We start from the raw sequence: 18,865 nt of genomic DNA on the forward strand, positions 1-18,865 counted from the left end.
CGGATCGCGACATCATGCTTCGGGACGATGACGCGGTGCCCGCATCCCTGGTCTGATCGATCCCATGCCCGACCCCACCCTCACCGGACTCGTCAGCACGATCACGAGCGACGCCGCTCCGGACGATCCCGACGCGGCCCTGCCTCGTCGCGGCATCGTGCGCCCCGCCGACCTCGTCGCCGGCCTCACGGGAGTCGCCCTCGGCTTCTTCTCCCTCTTCGTCCACGCCATCGCGGAGTGGCAGTACCTCGGCCCCGACGTCGGAGAGGTCAGCGTGCTCGGCTGGCTCGCTCCGGCGGTCGCGGGCGCCCTCTGCCTGCTCGTCTCGATCGTCCCCGTCGTGGCGCGCGCGATCCGCCGTCGCACCCCGGAGGCGTCGGCGTGAGCCGCCTGCCCGCCGGTCCGTCCGTGCGCCTCGCGGAGGAGCTGCTCGCGCGAGCGGGCTGCGCCGGCTCCGCGCGCCCCCTGGGTGCTGCGCACGCGAGCCGGCGAGCACCCGTCCATCGACTTCGGCGCGCTCCAGCGCCACGTGCACCGGCTCGACCTGTCCGAGGAGGCCGTCGCGCGCGTCGCGCTCTCGCTGGCCACCGGGCTGCCGATCGATCTCCGCGCCGCACTGGGATACCTCACCCGCGATCACGCGGCACTCGTGATGACCGCGGTCGCCTGCGCCGGCGGGCACGACCGCATCGGCAGCCGCATCCGCGTCACCGACGACGAGCGCCGAGTCGAGACCGCCCCGCCGCTGGGCTCCTGGACCTCCTGATCCGGACCCCGCGACGTCACGGTCGCCCCGTCAGAGCGTCGTCCGCGTCGCTACGGGCTTTCGCATGTACCCGGTTTAGGGTGTCCGTGTGCAACGTGTCGACGATTTCCCAGGAGCCGGACCGGTGGCGACCTCACCCGAATCCGGTGACCCCCGGGAGGCGTCCGCTCTCCGGCTCCCCTCCGCCACCGCTTCGCCCGGACAGGTGACCAGCGGGGAGGCGGGCTACCGCAGCGGCAACGTCGCGGATCCGGTGTGGCAGTCGTGGCGTGACGAGCTCGCGAAGGTGGGCGGCCCTTCGCCGCTCCTGCACTTCGTCGACTCGCCCCGTACGCGGATCGAGCTGTCGACCACCCATCCCGGCGGCCTTCCCCCTTCATCTCGGGCAAGACCACCCTGCTCTCCTCGCTCATCCGCGACGAGCTCGCCCTGCGCACCGCCAAGAACGCGGCCGCGGCGATCACCGACAAGGGGATCGAGCTGCGCTCGGTCCGCGGCATCGAGGGTGTCCACCTCGCGATCGGGCTGGCGCAGTGGCGCGCCGGCGAGACGGAGTTCACCGCTCCCGTCCTGCTGCGCCCGCTCGCCATCCGCCGCTACGGCCGCGACTTCGAGCTCAAGCTCAAGGGCCAGCCGTACTTCAACCCGCAGCTCGCGCGCGCCCTGAAGCAGCAGTTCGGGATCACCATCGACCCCGAGCAGTTCGTCGAGCTCGCGGTGCAGAGCGGTGTCTTCAAGCCGCAGCCGGTCATCGACCAGCTCCGCGGCCTGACCTCCCACCTGCCGTGGTTCGCCGTGCACCCGCGGCTCGTGGTGTCGAGCTTCGCCGACGTGGCGGGCGACATGCTCCGCGACGCGCGCATGCTCGAGCACCCCGTGCTCGACGCGGTGGCGGGCAACCCGGCCGCGAAGCGCTCGCTCCAGCAGTCGCAGAAGGTGGCGTCGATCATCCCGCAGGACGAGCGTCCGCCGGCGACCGACAACCTCCTGCTCGACGCCGACGCCGAGCAGGAGCAGGTCATCGCGAACATCGCGGCGGGCAACTCCCTCGTCGTGAAGACCCTGCCGGGCACCGGCGGGACGCAGACCATCGTGAACGCGATCGGGGCGCTCGCCGCCCAGCACAAGCGCGTCCTCGTGGTCGGCGCGCGCCGCTCGAGCCTCGACAGCATCCACCAGCGCCTCGTCTCGGCGGGACTCGGCGGCATCGCCGTCGGCCCGCGGACCCTGCGCCGCGACCTGATCCAGTCGATCGGCCGCAACGAGAAGGCCGCGCGGCCCTCCGTCAGCGAGATCGACGACGCCCTGCTGCGCCTGCGCAAGGTGCTCCTCGACTACCGCGGGGCCCTCTCACGCCGCGACGACAGCTTCGGGGTCTCGGCCCTGCAGGCCCTCGAGGAGCTCGCGCGCCTCTCGCAGCTGCGCACGCCCTCGTCGACGACCGCGAGGCTCGACCGCCGCGCCGTCACCGCTCTGGCGCACAGCCGGCCGCAGGCGACGCAGATGCTGATCGAGTCGGCCCGCCTGGGCGAGTTCCGCTACGGCCCGGGCGACTCGCCCTGGTACGGCGCGCACTTCCAGTCGACCAGCGAGGCCGAGGCGGCGCACGAGCTGGCCAAGCGCCTGCACCTGCGCGACCTCCCGCGCCTGCTCGACCGCGCGCAGGACGTCATCGGCCAGACCCGGATGCGCCCGTTCGAGTCGGTCGCCGAGCTCGGCATCTACCTGCGCCTGCTCCAGGACGTCCGCGAGACGCTCGACAAGTTCCAGCCCGCCGTCTTCGACCGCTCGATCCAGGACCTCATCGTCGCGACGTCGCCGCGCCGCGACGCCGCCGAGATGTCCTCGACCAACCGCCGCCGCCTGAAGAAGCTCGCCCGCGAGTACATGCGCCCCGGCGCGCACGTCACCGACCTCAACGCGTCGCTGCGCCGCGTGCAGCAGCAGCGGACGCTGTGGCAGCGCTACGCGGTGGCCGGCACGGTGCCGGAGGTGCCGGTCGGCGTCGCCGACGTGCAGGTCGCGTACCAGCAGGTCGCCGACGACCTCGGCCGCCTCGACGAGCCGCTGGGCCGCCTGGGCTCGACCACGCAGCTCGCCTCGCTCCCGCTGGCCGAGCTGACCTCGATGGTCTCCGGGCTCGCCGAGGACAGCGAGGTGCTCGCGAACCTGCAGGAGCGCACGACGCTGCTCTCGACCGCTGCGCGAGTGGGGCCTGGACCCGCTGCTCACCGACCTCTCGCGCCGCCACGTGCCGGCCGAGGTGGTCGCCATCGAGCTCGACCTCGCCTGGTGGCGCTCGGCGCTCGAGATCATGCTGACCGACGAGCGCGCGCTGCTCGGCGGCAACACGAGCGTGCTCGACCGGCTCGAGGCCGACTTCAAGCTGGTCGACGAGGCGCACGCCGCCTCGAGTGCGGAGCTCCTGGCCTGGAAGCTCTCCGAGACCTGGAAGATCGGGCTCGTGGACTGGCCGCAGGAGCGCGACGCGCTGCGGGCCCTGCTGCGCACCGAGGCGGCGACCACGCCGCAGGAGCTGCAGAAGGCCGCCCCGCACCTGTCGCGCGTCCTCGCTCCGGCGTGGCTCGCCTCGCCCTACGAGGTGCACCGGATCGGCACCGAGACCACGTTCGACGCCGTCTTCCTGGTCGACGCCGGCGCCACGACGCTCGCCGAGAACGTCGGAGCGATCCGCCGCGCCAAGCAGGTCGTCGCGTTCGGCGACCCGGTCACGCAGACGCCCACCCCGTTCGGCCTGCGGGTCGACGAGAGCGTCGAGTTCGGCAGCTCCGCCACGCGGACCGACGTCGAGGCCCTGCACGCGCAGTCCGCCCTGGCGCGCCTGGGCGAGCTGCTCAACACCGTCACGCTCACGCGCAGCTACCGCGCGGGCGGCGAGGACCTCGCCGAGCTCGTCAACCGCCGCTTCTACGGCGGCCGGATCGACTCGCTCCCGTGGGCGGGCTCGTTCCTCGGCCACGACTCGCTCCGCTTCCACTACATCGCGAGCGGCCACGGCATGCCCGAGAACGACTCCGGAGCGGTCGAGTCCGTCGACGCCGAGGTCGCGAAGGTCGTCGAGCTCGTGCTCGAGCACGCGGTCATCCGCCCGCGCGAGTCGCTCATGGTCATCACCGCGAGCCCCCGTCACGCCGTGCGCGTGCAGCAGGCCGTGCTCACCGCGTTCGCCAAGCGCGCCGACCTCAACGACTTCATCCTGGGCGACCGCCCGGAGCCGTTCGCGGTCGTCACACCTCGAGCAGTCCGTCGCGCAGAGCCGCGACCGGGTGATCTTCTCGATCGGCTACGGCCGCACGCCCCACGGGCGCCTGCTGTCGAACTTCGGTGCGCTGGCCGAGGCCGGCGGCGAGCGGCTGCTCGCGGTCGGGATGACCCGCGCCCGCCGGTCGATGGACATCGTGTCGTGCTTCCGACCGGGCGACATCGACGAGTCGCGCATGCGCCACGGCATGGTCGCACTCGCGCAGGTGCTGCAGGAGGCCGAGGACCGCGTCCAGCCCAGCGACCGCGACGACTACTCCGAGCCGATGCTGGTCGACCTGGCCGCGCGTCTCGAGCGCCGCGGGCTCCGGGTCAACATCGGGCACAAGGGCAAGCTCGCCCTCGTCGCGGCGCACGGCACCCGTGCCGTCGTCGTCGAGACGGATCGCGACGTCAGCACGCAGAGCCTCCGGGTGTCGCTGCGACTGCGCCCGGAGCTGCTGCGGCGTCTCGGCTGGCACTACCTCCGCGTGCACAACTTCGAGCTGTTCGCCGACCCCGAGGCCGTGGCCGCGCGGGTCGCCGGACTCATCGGCGCTCCGGCTGACGAGGCGCCCAGCGCTCCGTCCGAGGCGGCGGCCCCGGTGGTCGTGGCGAGGGCGGCGCAGGCCCCCGTCTCCAGCGAGACCCAGCCGATCGAGATCCAGTCGCCCGACGAGTGAGCGACGACCTGCCGACCGCCGCGCCCGCCGGAGCGGATCGGCCGCTCCGGCGCTCGCGCGGCGGCCGTCGGGCGTCCCTGCCGGCGAAGCCCGGCACCGACCCGTCGCCCCACGACCCGCCCGTCGCGGACCCGGAGACTCCGTCGCCCCGCCCGGACACCGGGCCGAACGACTCCCGTCTCCGCCAGGACGTCCCACCCCACTACTGACGGATCGGCGCAACGTCCTGCTGGTGGAGCGCGGCGGTCGTGCGTCGGCGGCCCCCTCTGCAGGTCGCGCAGGGGGCGGATCGAGATCCCCGACTCCGCACCCGGCGGGTCTCGAGCCGACGCCTGCGACGCCTCCTCGCCCAGCAGGGTGTGCGCGACTCTCTCCTGCGGCGAGCCTTCCTGCTGATCGAGTAGCCCGCGCAGCGGACGTATCGAGATCCCTGTCCACAGGACCCGTCATCCGCGCTCGACGAGCTCGGATGACGGATGGACGATCAGAGGGGCGACCTCCCGAGGGTGCAGGCGTCGTGCGAAACGCGTGCCAGCGTTTCGCACGCGCCGTTCGCACAACGCTCTCGGGAACGCGCCCACCTCGGAGAGCCGACCGCGGTTCTTCCTCGCCTCGGCGAGGAAGAACAGGACGGATCAGTCGACGTGCTTGCCCGAGTTGGCCGTCGTGGCGGTGCCGCCGTTGGCCAGCAGGTCGCGGATGTCGGCGAGCAGCTCGAGCTCGGTCGGCGCCTTGTCCTCGGCGGCGGGAGCGTCGTCCATCTTCTTCTTGAACGCCGCGTTCTTGAGGTGGTTGATCGGCAGCACGAACGCGAAGTAGAGCACGAACGCGACGATCACGAACTGGATGAGGGCCGAGAGGACGGCTCCCCAGGCAAGGACCGTCGCGGGCTCGCCGTTCTGCGCCGCGCGCAGGGTCCAGCCGAGGTTCTCCAGCGACGACGCATCGAAGATCCCCCCGATGAGCGGGTTGAAGATCCCGGTGACGATCGCGTTGACGATCGTCGTGAAGGCCGCGCCGATGACCACGGCGACAGCCAGGTCGATGACGTTGCCGCGGAGGATGAACTCCTTGAAGCCGTTGATCATGGTCTGTTCCGTTTCTGCCGGCGGGCGGTGGACCGGGTCAGCTCCCGGAGGACGAGGACCCGGAGGAGGAGGAAGAGGAGGAAGAGGAAGAGGATCCTGACGAGGACGACGAGGATCCGCCGGAGGACGATCCGCCCGACGACGATCCGCCGCTCGAGGAAGAGCCGCCGGAACCGCCGGTCGAGGCGGGCGCCGCCGACGAGCTCCCCGACGACGAGTCGCCCGAGCCCGACCCCGACGACGAGCTCTTGGAGCCGGACGCGCGCGAGTCGGTCCGGTAGAACCCGGAGCCGTTGAACGTGACTCCGACCGCGCTGAAGACCTTGCGCAGCGCGCCCTGGCAGCTCAGGCACTCCGTGAGGGTGTCGTCGGTGAACTTCTGCTGGATGTCGAAGGCGTTGCCGCACTGCGTGCAGCGGTAGGAGTAGGTGGGCACGGGTGCTCCTGAGAAGAGGGGAGTGGGAGAGGGAGAGGAGGGCTCAGCGCTGCACGTCGAGGACGCCGGAGGGGGTCACGACGCCGTCGACCGGCTGGTCGTGCACCTCGCTCGGCACGTGGTCGACGAGCTCGCTGTCGAAGACGACCGCGTAGACGGGCGGGCACTTCTCCATCGAGCCGAGGGTCTTGTCGAAGTAGCCGCGGCCCCAGCCCATCCGCATGCCGGTCCGGTCGACGGTGGCAGCGGGAACGATGATGAGGTCGACGTCGTTGATCGCGATGGGCCCCAGCAGAGCTCCGACGGGCTCGGGCATGCCGAACAGGCCCTGCGTCTCGGTGTGGCCGTCGCCGACCGCCCAGTCGAGCAGGCCGTCCTGCCGCGAGATGGGGAAGAGCACGCGGATGCCGTGGCTCTCGGCCCAGCCGAGGAACGGGCGGGTGCTCGGCTCGTCGGGTGCCGACAGGTAGCACGCGATCGACCTGGCCCCGTAGCGGGTGACCAGGTCGACGAGGTGCTCGGTGATGCGGGCCGTGGCCTGCTCGCGGGCCGTGGTCGTCTGCGTGCGTCGGCGCTCGCGCAGCTCGGCGCGCAGCGCCCGCTTCTCGTGAGTGATGTCGGCTGGCATGCGCTCAGTCTAGATCGGGGCCCGCGTGCGGGATCGGCGCGGCCCTCGCTCGGCTGAGGCGCGCTCACTGCCACCCGTCCCACAAGAGGGGCCGCTCCGGCACCCTCCTCGGAAACATCCCCGACCACCGCCGCCGATATAGTGACGCCCCATGGGCACTCGAATCCGCAAAGCCGTCATCCCCGCCGCAGGGCTCGGCACCCGCTTCCTGCCGGCGACCAAGGCGATCCCGAAGGAGATGCTCCCGGTCGTCGACAAGCCGGCCATCCAGTACGTGGTCGAGGAGGCGGCGGACGCGGGTCTGCAGGACGTCCTCGTCATCATCGGGCGCAACAAGAACGCCCTCGCCAACCACTTCGACTCCGTGCCCGAGCTCGAGCTCAACCTGAGCAAGAAGGCCGACGACGCGAAGCTCGCGCACGTCAAGTACGCCAGCGACCTCGCCGACGTGCACTTCGTCCGCCAGGGAGAGCCCAAGGGCCTGGGTCACGCGGTGTCCCGCGCGCAGCGCCACGTGGGCGACGAGCCCTTCGCGGTCCTGCTCGGCGACGACCTCATCGATGCGCGCGACCCGCTCCTCACGCGCATGATCGACGTCGCCGAGAAGCGCGACACCACCGTGGTCGCCCTGCTCGAGGTCGACCCCGACCAGATCCACCTCTACGGCTGCGCCGCGGTCGAGACCACCGACGAGGACGACGTCGTCCGGATCACGGGCCTCGTCGAGAAGCCGTCGAAGGAGGACGCTCCGTCGAACCTCGCCATCATCGGCCGCTACGTCCTCAAGCCCGACGTGTTCGGCGTGCTCGAGGAGACGCAGCCCGGCAAGGGCGGCGAGATCCAGCTGACCGACGCGCTCGAGCGCATGGCTCAGGACCCGGCCGAGTTCGGCGGCGTCTACGGCGTCGTCTTCCGCGGCCGCCGCTACGACACCGGCGACAAGCTCGACTACATCAAGGCGATCGTGCAGCTCGCCTCCGACCGCGACGACCTCGGTAAGGACCTCAAGCCCTGGCTCAAGGACTTCGTCGAGACCCTCTGACCCGGAGCCTCCCCGGGGTCCTCCCGATCGTCGAGATCCCCGCCGCCGCGGGGGATCTCGTGCGTGAGGGGACCGAGCGCCACGGCGCATCCGTCTCCGATGCCGGCCGCCCGGTCCACCCCTTCGGCGACCTCGTGCGCGCAGTACAGTCGGGACATGCCGCTGCCGATCCCGACGCTCTCCGAGGGTCGAGTCACCATCCGCCCCATCCGGGTGCGCGACGCCCGCCCGCTCGAGCGCGAGCTGATCGCCAATCGGGCGTGGCTGCGGCAGTGGGAGGCGTCGGACCCCCGCGGCGGTGCCGCCTTCGACGTCCGCGCGAGCATCCGCTCCCTGCAGCAGAACGCGCGGGCCGGGGAGGGGTGCCGTTCCTCATCGAGTGGGACGGCGAACTCGCCGGGCAGCTGAACATCTCGAACATCGGCTACGGCTCGCTCTCGTCGGCGTCGATCGGCTACTGGGTGGCCGAGCGGTTCGCCGGCCGCAGCATCACTCCGATCGCCGTCGCACTCGCCACCGATCACGCCTTCCTCGATCTGGGGCTGCACCGTATGGAGATCTGCATCCGTCCCGAGAACCGGCCGAGCCTGCGGGTGGTCGAGAAGCTCGGCTACCGCTACGAGGGACTGCGCCGCCGGTTCATCCACATCAACGGCGACTGGCGCGACCACTTCTGCTTCGCCCTGGTGGCGGAGGAGGTGCCGCGCGGTGTCCTGCGCCGCTATCTCGACGGCCAGGTGCCGCACGACGTCGGCACACCCAGCGAGGCCGACCAGCGCGCATCGCACCGTTCCGGGCTCTCGGGGCCGCCGGACGGGGCGGGCATCCCCCGGACGGGGAGCCGACCTCATCGGCGATCCGCGCGGACACACCTACCCGTAATGACGGACGGGAGCACCTCCGACTCTAGCGTGGGTCGCATGAGTAGCGACTGGCTGGGTGGGGGCGTCGTCTGGGCGCTCGCCGCCGTTCTGTGGGTCGCCTACCTCATCCCCACGTGGATGCGCCGCCGGTCGTACAACGCGACCGAGCGCAACGCGGTGAGGCTGCAGCAGACGCTGCGGATCCTCGCCGAGACCGCGGAAGTACCCGAGCACGTGCGTGCGGAGGCGACGGCCCGCGAGGTCGCGCTCCAGCAGCGCACCCTCCGGGCGACCGAGACACGACGACGAGCCGAAGAGAAGGCACAGGCGATGGAGCTGGCACAGGCGGAGAAGGCGGCGCGCGAAGCGCTGCGACGGGCGGCCGCGACCACGAAGCAGAGCACTCGCACGGAGCCCGGCGTCCTGCGCTGGCGGCAGACCGCCGCCTTCGCGGTGCTGGTCGGCCTCGTCGCGGCCCTGGTCGGGCTCGTGATGCTGCCGTTCGGCGGCAACGGCGTGGTGCCGACCGTCGGCGGGTTGCTGGTCGCGGCCGGACTCGGCACGCTGCTGGTGCTCGCCCGGGTCGGCGCCGCGCGGCCGCTCCCGCGTCGATGTCCGCGACGACCGTCGCGGCGTCGCGCCGCCCGGCCGAGGTCTTCGAGGCCGAGCTGGCCGAGGACGCGCCCGCGGAGGCGGAGGCCCCCGCCGCGGAGGCCGTGAGCTGGACGCCGAAGCCGCTCCCGAAGCCGCTCTACCTCTCGCGCGGAACCGTGGCCGCCAGCGCCATGGCCTCCATCGACGCCGTCGAGCGCCTGCGCGCTGCGGCGGCGGAGGCGGAGCTCGCGCAGCGCGCGGCCGCGTCGGCCCCCGAGGTCGCGCCGATCCGCACCCCCGCGCCACGGCTCCCGTGCCGGTCCCCGAGGCTCCCCGTCCGTCCTCGCGCTTCGCCTCGATGGGCGTCGTCGAGGGCGTCGACGCGATCGACCTCGACCAGGCGCTGCAGCGCCGCCGCGGGGCTCTGACGCCTCCACTCGTCGATTCGGAGCCCGCCCCCCGGCGTGCTAGTGTGGACGAGTTGTTCGGGCCGGAGACGGCTCGGAAGGCACGGGTCCGTGGCGCAGTTGGTAGCGCGCTTCGTTCGCAATGAAGAGGTCAGGGGTTCGAATCCCCTCGGATCCACCGCACGATCAAGAAGGCCCGCTCGAGAGAGCGGGCCTTCTGTGTTTTCCAGGGTCAGGCCCGCTCGAGAGGCGGGCCTTCTGTGTTCATGAAGGTCCCGCTCGCGGGTGAGCCTTCTGGGTTCGTGGGGGCCGGGCCTGCTCAGGGAGCGTGTCCTCGGGGCTCATGGGGTCGGGTCCGCTTGCCGGGGTCAACCGGGGAACGGTCTCCTGCGCTCCGCTCCGGGTCGGCGCGGAGAGGGTCTCGGGGGAGGCTCCGGGCCCTCTTCGGGGCGATTCGGAAAGGCGCTCGATCGCGAGTGAACGCCGAGTGGCCCCTGCCGGCCGGGCGAGGCCCGTCCCCGGGCGGCCCCTGTCGCCGCCGGAAGGGGCGCAGCCGGCGCCGGCCGGGCGTCAGCGCAGCGACGGGTCCGGATCCGCCCAGTTCTCGACGGTCTGCAGCACCCAGAAGACGGTGAAGAGGGCGAGCGCCAGCGCCTCGACCAGCAGCAGCCACTGCTCCCCGAGCAGCGCCTCCCCGCGGCCGGTCAGCACCAGCGCGACCAGCGCGAGGTCGGTCGCGGCGAGCAGCACCGCCAGCACGGCGTACGCGATCGAGTAGCCGCGCGGCGAGCCGGGGCCGCGCACCCCCTCCGATCGCACCGCGTGCGCGTGCACGCCCGCGACCGCGGCCATCAGGAAGAAGAAGACGGCGGCGGCCGCGTAGTGGCCGGTCACCGCGAAGGCCGGAGTCGCGGACGCGGCGGCGAGGGCGACGAGCAGCACCGCCGCGACGGCGATCCGCACCAGAGCGATCCTGTCCAGCCGGCGATCGAGGGCCAGCAGTGCGACGGAGGCGACGAGGACCGCCGCAGCGACGAGGAGGTAGGCGAGCATCCCGACCGCGAGCTCCTCAGTCGCGCTCGCCGGAAGGCAGCGCGCGACGCCGGCGGGGCAGCCGGTGCCCGTCAGCATCGCGAGCTCGTCCGAGCGCAGCGGCACGGGGACGAGCGCGATGAGCGGCGCCGTCATCCCGCCGAGCAGCAGGAGGTAGCGGCGCAGACTCCTCCCGGCGAGCACGACCAGCGCGACGGACACCGCGAACAGCGCACCAACCAGGACCGAGCGCCCGGGCGTGTAATAGGCGGCGCTGATCGAGCGGAGCGGGCCGACCGCGACCAGGTGCCGGCCGACTCCTGCGGCGAGCAGCAGCACCGCAGCGCACAGCGACACCCGCACGTAGCGGTGGGTGCGCAGCGACGAGACGGAGCCGTCGGCGCGCAGGGCGTCGGTCGCGCGCACGCCGGCTACTCCGCGCGCAGACCCGCCGAGCCGAGGGCGAAGTCGACGTCGATGCGGATCGCCACCCGGAGCGGGTTGTCGCGGGGCACGCGGTAGCGGCGCGAGTAGAGATCGACGGCGTGCGCGACGGCCTCGGGTTCCTCCTCGATCGAGGCGGGACCGCCCAGGCTCAACCAGCGGACGCCGTCGACCTGGCCGACGGTCGCGGTGCCGCGGCGCACGTTGAGCACCTTCTGGCTCTCGCGCGAGGTGATGACGCGCACGACGCCGTCCTCGTAGGTGAAGCCCACGGCGACGACGTGCAGACGTCCGCCGCGGCCCGGAGTGGAGAGGGTGGCCAGGTGCCGCTCGGTCACGAACTCGAGGCCGTCGGGGCTGAGGATGCTCATGCCGCGAGCGTAGCCGGAGGGTCTGACGGGACGCCGAGGCGGGCGCGGTCGCGACCGGTCGCGAGAGGCCACTCCGGTACGCGACACGCCGCGCCGGGCGTGCCGGAGTGGCATCTCGTGGAGGGCGTCAGACCTGCAGGAGCAGTGCCTCGCCCTGCCCGCCGCCGCCGCAGAGGGCGGCGACTCGAGGCCGCCCCCGCGCCGCCGCAGGGCGAGCGCGAGGTGCAGGGCCAGACGCGCACCCCGACGCGCCGACCGGATGGCCGAGCGCGATCGCTCCGCCGTCGAGGTTGACCGACTCGGGGGCCAGACCCAGGTCGTCGGCCGACTGCAGGACCACCGAGGCGAAGGCCTCGTTGATCTCGATCAGATCGAGATCGGCGATGGCCGACCCCCGGCGGGCGAGCGCACGGAGGACCGCGGCCGACGGCTGCGAGTGCAGCGAGTTGTCGGGCCCGGCGACCTGCCCGTGCTCGGCGATCTCGGCGATCCAGGAGAGCCCGCGGGCGCGAGCCCATCCGCGGCTCGCCACGACGAGTGCCGCGGCACCGTCGGTGAGGGAGAGGAGCTGCCGGCCGTGATGGTCCCCTCCGGAGTGAAGGCGGGCGTCAGGCCCGCGAGGACCTCGACGGTCGTGTCCGGCCGGATGCCGTCGTCCTCGGACACGAGCACGTCGGCTCCGCGGCGCTGGGGAACGGCCACGGGCACGATCTCCTCGGCGAGGATCCCCGACTCCCGAGCGGCGGCCGCGCGCCGGTGCGAGAGCGCCGCGTAGGCGTCCTGGCGCTCGCGCCGGATCCCGCGCTCCGCGTTGCCGTCGTCGGTCACCCTGCCCATGATGCGCTGGTCGAAGGGATCGAGCAGGCCGTCGTGCAGCAGGGCGTCCTCGAGCGGCCTCGCGCCGACTCCGACGCCGTCGCGTGCGCCGAGGAGCAGGTGCGGGGTCCGAGTCATCGACTCCTGACCGCCGGCCACGACGACCGACGCCTCGCCGGTCCGGATGAGCCGTGCCGCGTCGATCACCGCCGTGAGCCCCGAGAGGCAGAGCTTGTTGATCGTCACCGCCGGCACGTCCCAGCCCAGCCCCGCGAGGATCGCGGTCTGGCGCGCGGGACCCTGCCCGGCACCGGCCTGGATCACCTGGCCGAGGATCACCGCGTCGACGTCGGCCGCCCCCACTCCGGAGCGCACGAGGGCCGCGCGGACCGCGTGTGCACCGAGCTCGGTCGCGGACAGGGTGGCGAAGCTGCCGCCGAAGCGGGCGAAAGGGTGCGCGCACCCCCGAGGATCACGGGGACGAGGTCCTCTGCGGTCATGGCGGGACTCCTTCTCGACGGTGAGAGCGGGCGGAGGCGCCGGTCAGGGCACCAGGAGGATCTTGCCCCGGACGTGGCCGTCCTCGCTCGCGCGATGGGCTTCGACGACGTCCTCGAGCGCGAAGCGGGGCCCGAGCTCGACGCGGAAGCGGCCCTCCGCGAGCAGCCGCGCGGCGAGCGGCGTACCGCCTCGCGGCGCAGGTGCAGCTCCTCCGGGGTCATCGGCACGGGGTTGCCGCCCGACCAGGCCCGGATGCCGAGCGAGGCGGCGCGAGCGCCCACGACGACGGTGCCGACGTGCTGCGGGTCGGTGACGAGGGCGAGGGAGGCCTCGATCGCCTCGTCGGTGCCCGCGGCGTCGAGCACGCGGTCGACACCGTCCGGAGCGGCCTCGCGCAGTCGTGCCAGCAGCCCCGGTCCGTACGCGACGGGCTCCGCCCCGAGCTCGCGGAGGAGCTGGTGGTTCGCGGGGCTTCGCCGTGGCGATCACCCGGGCGCCGCGATCACGGGCGAACTGGATCGCGGCCTGCCCGACGGCTCCGGCGCCCGCGTGCACGAGGAAGGTCGACCCCTCCTCGACCCCGAGCGAGGCGACGGCCTGGTAGGCCGTGCCGATCGGGATGCCGAGTGCCGCCGCGTGCTCGAAGGACACATCGGCGGGCTTGGCGTCGAGGCTCTCCGGGCGCACGACGACCGCCGAGGCGTAGGTGCCTGTCGCGCCCTGCACGATCACCTCGTCGCCGACGCTCCAGCCCTCGACTCCCGAGCCGATCGCGGTCACGACGCCCGCGCCGTCCGAGCCGAGCCGTCGCGGCTCCGTCAGCGGCGGGCTCGGCCGCACACCCGACCGGACCTTCCACTCGATCGGATTGACGCCCGCGGCGCGGACCGCGACCACGAGACCGCCCGCAGGCGCGCCTCGGGTTCGGGGGCGTCGACCACCTCGAGCACCTCGGGTCCGCCGATCCGGCGGTACTGCACGATCCTGGCCACGTCGTCCTCCTCCCTTCAGCCCAGAAGCCTGTCGCGCACCTCGCGGCGCAGCACCTTGCCGATGAGCGAGGTGGGCAGCTCGTCGACGGGCACCACGCGCTTGGGCACCTTGTAGGGGGTGAGGTGCAGACGGCAGAAGTCGCGCAGCGCCTCGGGGTCGACGGCCGCACCGGCGCGCAGGACGACCGCTGCGGCGACGCTCTCGCCGCCGTCCGGGCGGGGCAGCCCCACCACGGCGGCCCGCGACACGTCGGGGTGGGACTCGAGCACGCCCTCGACCTCCGACGGCGAGACGTTGAAGCCGCCCGTGATGATCAGCTCCTTCGCCCGGTCGACGATCGTGACGAAGCCGTCGGCCGAGACGGTGGCGATGTCGCCCGTGCGGAGCCACCCGTCGGCCAGCAGCGTCGCGCCGGTCTCGTCGGGGCGCTTCCAGTAGCCCTGGAACACCTGCGGTCCGCGCAGGAGCAGCTCGCCCGATTCGCCCGGCCCGCGGTCGACGGAGGGGTCGTCGGGGTCGACGAGGCGGATCTCGGTGCTCGGGAACGGCACGCCGACGGTGCCGGGGCGGCGTGTCGGTCCGACCGGGTTCCCCACCGCGACAGGCGAGCTCTCGGTCATGCCGTAGCCCTCGACGAGGAGACCGCGGCTCGCGCGCTCCCAGCGGTCGACGGTCGCGACGGGCAGTCCCATCGCTCCCGAGATGGCGAAGCGGATGCCGCGCAGATCGAGCTCGCCGCGCTCGGAGGCGCGCGCGAGCGCGTCGTACACGGGCGGCACGGCGGGGAGGAACGTGGGCGGCGACGACTTGGCCGCGGCCTTCCACGAGACCCACGTCGAACGTCGGGAACAGCACGACCTTCGCTCCGATGCTGATCGCGAAGGTCAGGCACAGTGTGAGCCCGTAGGCGTGGAAGAGGGGGAGGACCGCGTAGAAGGTCTCATCGCCCTCGCGGAGCCCGGGCACCCAGGCCTGACCCTGCATCGCGTTCGCGCGCAGGTTCGCGTGCGAGAGGATCGCCCCCTTCGGGGTGCCGGTCGTACCGCTCGTGTACTGCAGCAGCGCGGTGTCGCCGAGCGCGGGTCGGGGGTGCGCGCGCGAGAGGCGGCGGTTGCCGACGAGGCGCGAGAAGGGGATGACCGAGCGGGTGCGCGGCCGACCCGTCAGCTTCGCGCGGGCGGCGCGGACCTTCGGCAGCGGCAGGCGCAGCGCGAGGCGCTTGGCGAGCGGGAACGACTCCGTCAGATCGACCGAGACCACGCGCTCGATGCCGAGGTCGGGGGGCATCGTCGCCACGACGTCGGCGACCTTGTCCCAGACCACCGCGACCCGGGCGCCGTGGTCCTCGAACTGCCGGCGCAGCTCCCTCGGCGTGTAGAGCGGGTTGTGCTCGACGACGATCGCACCCAACCGCAGCGCTGCGTAGAACGCGATCACGTGCTCGGGGCAGTTCGGCAGCACCAGCGCGACGCGGTCGCCCGGGCGGACGCCGAGCCGGCGCAGCCCCTCCGCGACGCGGGACACCCTCTCGCCGAGCTCGACGTAGGTCGTGCCCGCGCCGAAGAACTCGAGAGCGGTGCCGCCGGTAGCGGGCCACCGAGTCCTCGAGGAGGTCGACGAGGGTCTGGGTGGGCGGGTCGATCTCGGTGGGGACGCCCTCCCGCATAGGAGGACAGCCACGGCTTCGTCGCCAGGTACGGGGATCCGGGGTCACGGAGCAACTATCGGGCATCAGCCTCCGCGGTTGCTCCGAGGCTCGCCGCGGGGGTGACGCGGGCGCCGGAGCGCGCGCAGACTGGACGGATGAGCGCAGCCATCGATCTCCTCCGCGACGCCTTCGCCCGGGTGCACGAGAACGTGCACGCGGTGCTCGACGACTCGACCCCCGAGCAGCTCGGCTTCCGCGCCGATGCACAGGCGAACTCGCCCGCCTGGCTGATCTGGCACCCGACCCGGGTGCAGGACGACCACCTCGCTCCACTCGCCGGTCACGAGCAGGTGTGGACCGCCGACGACTTCCACGGTCGCTCGGCGCTGCCGTTCGAGCCCGGCGCGAGCGGCTACGGCCAGGAGCCGTCCGAGGTGGCGGCGCTCGCCGCCGTGCCGGCGCACCTGCTCGCCGAGTACCACGACGCCGTGCACGAGGCGACGCTCGCCTACCTCGACACGCTGTCGGACGAGGACCTCGCCGAGGTCGTCGACCGCCAGTGGGACCCGCCGGTGACCCTCGGCGTCCGCCTGGTCTCGGTCGTCGACGACGACGCCCAGCACGTGGGCCAGGCGGCCTTCGCGAAGGGGCTCGCGGAGCGCTCCTGAGCGCGAGGCCCGCCGGCGATGCCGCTACCCTGGACGCGGCACCGTCGCCCGGCGGCGGTGTCCGCGGAGCGAGGACCGCGCCGCCGAGAGGACACCACGTGCCGTTGCCCACCACCCCGCCGCCCCCCTGATCCGCAAGGGTCGCGACGTCCCGGCCGAGATCGCCCGCTCGTGGCTCCTCGTCAACGCGACCCGGACCGAGACCTTCGACGCCGCGCACCGTCGCGGGCCGACCAGATCGTCCTCGACATCGAGGACGCGGTCGACCCGAAGGCCAAGCCGGACGCCCGCGCGGACGTCGTCGAGTGGCTGAAGGGCGACAAGAAGGCCTGGGTCCGCATCAACGACCACTCCACCCCGTTCTGGTCGGACGACGTCGACGCGCTGAAGGGCCTCCCGGGGCTCGCGGGCGTCATGCTGGCCAAGACGGAGGCGGCGGAGCACGTCACCGAGACTTTCGACCGCCTCGGCGGCTCGACCCCCGTGCTCGCGCTCGTCGAGTCCGCCCTCGGGATCGAGGAGGCGGTCTCGATCGCCCGCGCCCGCGGCTGCTTCCGGCTCGCGTTCGGCAGCGGCGACTACCGCCGCGACACCGGCACGAGTTCCGACGACCTGGCCATGGCGTACCCGCGCTCGCGCCTCGTCGTGGCCAGCCGCATCGGCGACCTGCCCGGCCCGATCGACGGCCCGACCGTGTCGAACAGCCACCCGGTCCTCCGGGAGCAGTCCGCGCTCACCGTCTCGCTCGGCCTCACCGGCAAGCTCTGCCTCGATCGGGAGCAGCTCGCCGTCATCAACGAGGTCATCAGCCCCACTCCGTCCGACGTGGCGTGGGCGCGCGACTTCCTCGACGAGTTCGAGGCGCGCGGTCGCGTGATCCGCGACGGCAGCGACCTGCCCCGACTGGGGCGCGCGAAGAAGATCGACAAGCTGGCGACCGCGTTCGAGGTGAACCCGCTCTGACCCGAGGTCCCCGGCACGAGCACGAGGAGGCGCGCATGGGCGCGGTCAGCACGTTCCTGTGGTTCGACGACGCCGCGGGCGAGGCGGCGGAGTTCTACACGGCGCTCGTGCCGAATTCGCGCATCCTCGACAGCCGGGTGCTGCCCGAGGGCTCGCCGGCTCCGGGAACCCTGCTCTCGGTCTCGTTCGAGCTCGACGGGCAGCTGTTCCAGGCGATCAACGCCGGTCCGCGGTTCCCGTTCACCGAGGCCGTGTCGATCGTGCTCACCGTGCAGACGCAGGAGGAGCTCGACCGGCTCTGGGACGCGCTCGCGTCCGAGGGCGGCGCCGAGGGACGCTGCGGCTGGGTGCGCGACCGCTGGGGGCTGTGGTGGCAGGTGGTGCCGTCGGTGCTCGCCGATCTGCTCGGCGGGCCGGATCCCGAGGGCGCGACCCGCGCCATGCGGGCGATGCTCACGATGGACCGGCTCGACATCCGGGCGCTCGAAGAGGCCTATGCCGGCGCGTAGATCCGGGAAGGCGCGCCGCTCCGTGTCACTCCGGCGGGCCTACCTCCGCGACTACCGCTACGCCTACGGATCGCGCTTCGCTCATCTGCGCGACGGCTGGGACGTCTCGCACTACGCCGACGGCGACCGTGCACCGGTGCTGCTCATCCCGGGCGTCTACGAGACGTGGCAGTTCCTCCGACCGGTCGCCGACCGCCTGAACGGAGCCGGCCATCCGATCCACGTGCTGCCGGCGCTCGGGCACAACACCCGGCCCATCGTCGCGTCGGCGGTCTCTCGGGCAGGAGTACCTGCGCGAGCACGACCTGCGCGACGTGATCGTCGTCGCGCACAGCAAGGGCGGGCTGATCGGCAAGCACATGATGGTCGTCGACGACCTCCACGAGCGGCGCATCGACCGGATGATCGCGGTGTCGACGCCCTTCACCGGCTCGCCGCTCGCGAGGATCGCGCCTGCTCGCGCACTGCGCGAGTTCCATCCGCACCGCCCGGTCATCCGGACCCTGCTCGCCGAGCGCGACGCCGACTCGCGCATCACGTCGATCTACGGCATGCGCGACCAGTACATCCCCGGCGGCAGCCGACTCGTGGGCGCGCGCGAGAACATCGCGGTCTCGGTCATCGGGCACTTCGCGCTGCTGTCGCACCCGAAGGTGCTCGACCTGATCGCGTCGCGCGTCGATCCGGAGTGACGGGGTCGGGGCGCCGAGGCGCGCTCGGACGATCCTCAGGTCAGCTCCAGGGCGTGAGCAGCACGAGGATCTCGCGCTCAGTCTTCGTCTGGTACTCGGCGTAGTCGGGCCAGGCCTCGACGGAGCGCTCCCACCACACCGCGCGCTCGTCGCCCTCGAGGACGCGCGCCGTGTAGTCCTTCTTGACCGGGCCGTCCTGGAGCTCGACGTGCGGCTCCTTGAGCATGTTGCCGTACCAGACGGGGTGCTCGAGGGCGCCGCCCTTGGAGGCGACGACCACGTACTCGCCGTCGTGCTCGACCCGCATGAGCGCGGTCTTGCGCAGCTTGCCGCTGCGCGAGCCGACGGTGGTGAGGACGATGATGGGCTTGCCGCGCAGGAGGTTGCCCTCGGCACCCCGGTCGACTCGTAGAGCTCCGCCTGCTCGCGGGCCCAGGCGGACGTGCTCGGTTCGTATTCT

At 72.8% G+C, this 18,865-nt stretch carries 16 protein-coding genes, 1 tRNA gene and 4 pseudogenes; 11 read left to right on the plus strand and 10 right to left on the minus strand.

What is annotated here, in order from left to right:
- Positions 1–64 precede the first annotated feature (64 nt).
- The 3 genes and pseudogenes from AC0CII_RS01100 to AC0CII_RS01110 all read left to right on the plus strand — a co-directional run bounded on the left by AC0CII_RS01100 (position 65) and on the right by AC0CII_RS01110 (position 4,710).
- A complete protein-coding gene (locus AC0CII_RS01100; RefSeq protein ID WP_465225373.1) occupies positions 65–385 on the plus strand; it encodes a hypothetical protein in 321 nt (106 codons plus the stop codon).
- A gap of 84 nt (positions 386–469) precedes the next feature.
- Entirely contained in the window at positions 470–766 is a 297-nt protein-coding gene (locus AC0CII_RS01105; protein ID WP_465228450.1) for a hypothetical protein, read from the plus strand.
- Positions 767–971: 205 nt separating this feature from the next.
- Positions 972–4,710 (plus strand): annotated as a pseudogene (locus AC0CII_RS01110) (DEAD/DEAH box helicase).
- Between the two features lie 635 nt (positions 4,711–5,345).
- Here AC0CII_RS01110 and mscL read toward each other — a convergent pair.
- From mscL to AC0CII_RS01125, 3 genes are read right to left on the minus strand one after another with little or no spacing between them, the layout of a single operon-like run.
- Positions 5,346–5,798 carry a large conductance mechanosensitive channel protein MscL gene (gene mscL / locus AC0CII_RS01115; RefSeq protein ID WP_465225376.1) on the minus strand — a complete coding sequence of 151 codons (453 nt, stop codon included), beginning with the start codon at positions 5,796–5,798 and terminating at the stop codon, positions 5,346–5,348.
- Positions 5,799–5,835: 37 nt separating this feature from the next.
- Positions 5,836–6,234 (minus strand): FmdB family zinc ribbon protein, encoded by a 399-nt coding sequence (locus tag AC0CII_RS01120; RefSeq protein WP_465228451.1) that lies wholly within the window; start codon positions 6,232–6,234, stop codon positions 5,836–5,838.
- 43 nt (positions 6,235–6,277) lie between these two features.
- Complete coding sequence (locus AC0CII_RS01125) at positions 6,278–6,862, minus strand: 5-formyltetrahydrofolate cyclo-ligase (RefSeq protein ID WP_207402834.1); 585 nt, start codon at positions 6,860–6,862, stop codon at positions 6,278–6,280.
- 151 nt (positions 6,863–7,013) lie between these two features.
- Between AC0CII_RS01125 and galU the strand changes: the two genes are divergently transcribed.
- The 4 genes and pseudogenes from galU to AC0CII_RS01145 all read left to right on the plus strand — a co-directional run bounded on the left by galU (position 7,014) and on the right by AC0CII_RS01145 (position 9,946).
- A complete protein-coding gene (gene galU / locus AC0CII_RS01130; protein WP_465225378.1) occupies positions 7,014–7,904 on the plus strand; it encodes a UTP--glucose-1-phosphate uridylyltransferase GalU in 891 nt (296 codons plus the stop codon).
- 156 nt (positions 7,905–8,060) lie between these two features.
- Positions 8,061–8,689: pseudogene (locus AC0CII_RS01135) on the plus strand (GNAT family N-acetyltransferase); the annotation flags it as partial.
- A gap of 794 nt (positions 8,690–9,483) precedes the next feature.
- Positions 9,484–9,789 (plus strand): hypothetical protein, encoded by a 306-nt coding sequence (locus AC0CII_RS01140; protein ID WP_465228452.1) that lies wholly within the window; start codon positions 9,484–9,486, stop codon positions 9,787–9,789.
- Between the two features lie 84 nt (positions 9,790–9,873).
- A tRNA-Ala gene (locus tag AC0CII_RS01145) sits at positions 9,874–9,946 on the plus strand.
- A gap of 392 nt (positions 9,947–10,338) precedes the next feature.
- Here AC0CII_RS01145 and AC0CII_RS01150 read toward each other — a convergent pair.
- From AC0CII_RS01150 to AC0CII_RS01175, 6 genes and pseudogenes are all read right to left on the minus strand, one after another.
- Positions 10,339–11,226 (minus strand): hypothetical protein, encoded by an 888-nt coding sequence (locus tag AC0CII_RS01150; protein WP_465225380.1) that lies wholly within the window; start codon positions 11,224–11,226, stop codon positions 10,339–10,341.
- Positions 11,227–11,231: 5 nt separating this feature from the next.
- A complete protein-coding gene (locus AC0CII_RS01155; protein ID WP_465228453.1) occupies positions 11,232–11,615 on the minus strand; it encodes a pyridoxamine 5'-phosphate oxidase family protein in 384 nt (127 codons plus the stop codon).
- Positions 11,616–11,742: 127 nt separating this feature from the next.
- A complete protein-coding gene (locus AC0CII_RS01160) occupies positions 11,743–12,096 on the minus strand; it encodes a hypothetical protein (RefSeq protein ID WP_465228591.1) in 354 nt (117 codons plus the stop codon).
- On the minus strand, positions 11,982–12,851 hold the full coding sequence (locus AC0CII_RS01165) for a thiolase family protein (protein ID WP_465228592.1): 870 nt from the start codon (positions 12,849–12,851) through the stop codon (positions 11,982–11,984). The genes AC0CII_RS01160 and AC0CII_RS01165 overlap by 115 nt, the downstream gene beginning before the upstream one ends.
- A gap of 123 nt (positions 12,852–12,974) precedes the next feature.
- Positions 12,975–13,829 carry an alcohol dehydrogenase catalytic domain-containing protein gene (locus AC0CII_RS01170; protein WP_465228454.1) on the minus strand — a complete coding sequence of 285 codons (855 nt, stop codon included), beginning with the start codon at positions 13,827–13,829 and terminating at the stop codon, positions 12,975–12,977.
- A 110-nt stretch (positions 13,830–13,939) separates the two neighbouring features.
- Positions 13,940–15,619 (minus strand): annotated as a pseudogene (locus AC0CII_RS01175) (long-chain-fatty-acid--CoA ligase).
- A gap of 109 nt (positions 15,620–15,728) precedes the next feature.
- Between AC0CII_RS01175 and AC0CII_RS01180 the strand changes: the two are divergent.
- From AC0CII_RS01180 to AC0CII_RS01195, 4 genes and pseudogenes are all read left to right on the plus strand, one after another.
- Positions 15,729–16,241 (plus strand): mycothiol transferase, encoded by a 513-nt coding sequence (locus tag AC0CII_RS01180; RefSeq protein ID WP_465228455.1) that lies wholly within the window; start codon positions 15,729–15,731, stop codon positions 16,239–16,241.
- Between the two features lie 127 nt (positions 16,242–16,368).
- Positions 16,369–17,204 (plus strand): annotated as a pseudogene (locus AC0CII_RS01185) (HpcH/HpaI aldolase/citrate lyase family protein).
- Positions 17,205–17,239: 35 nt separating this feature from the next.
- Positions 17,240–17,713 carry a VOC family protein gene (locus tag AC0CII_RS01190; protein WP_465225385.1) on the plus strand — a complete coding sequence of 158 codons (474 nt, stop codon included), beginning with the start codon at positions 17,240–17,242 and terminating at the stop codon, positions 17,711–17,713.
- 305 nt (positions 17,714–18,018) lie between these two features.
- Complete coding sequence (locus tag AC0CII_RS01195) at positions 18,019–18,405, plus strand: PGAP1-like alpha/beta domain-containing protein (protein WP_465228593.1); 387 nt, start codon at positions 18,019–18,021, stop codon at positions 18,403–18,405.
- Between the two features lie 40 nt (positions 18,406–18,445).
- Here AC0CII_RS01195 and AC0CII_RS01200 read toward each other — a convergent pair whose 3' ends face one another.
- Positions 18,446–18,862 carry a nitroreductase family deazaflavin-dependent oxidoreductase gene (locus tag AC0CII_RS01200; protein WP_465228594.1) on the minus strand — a complete coding sequence of 139 codons (417 nt, stop codon included), beginning with the start codon at positions 18,860–18,862 and terminating at the stop codon, positions 18,446–18,448.
- Positions 18,863–18,865: the final 3 nt, after the last annotated feature.

This window comes from Rathayibacter sp. AC182 (genome assembly GCF_979253875.1).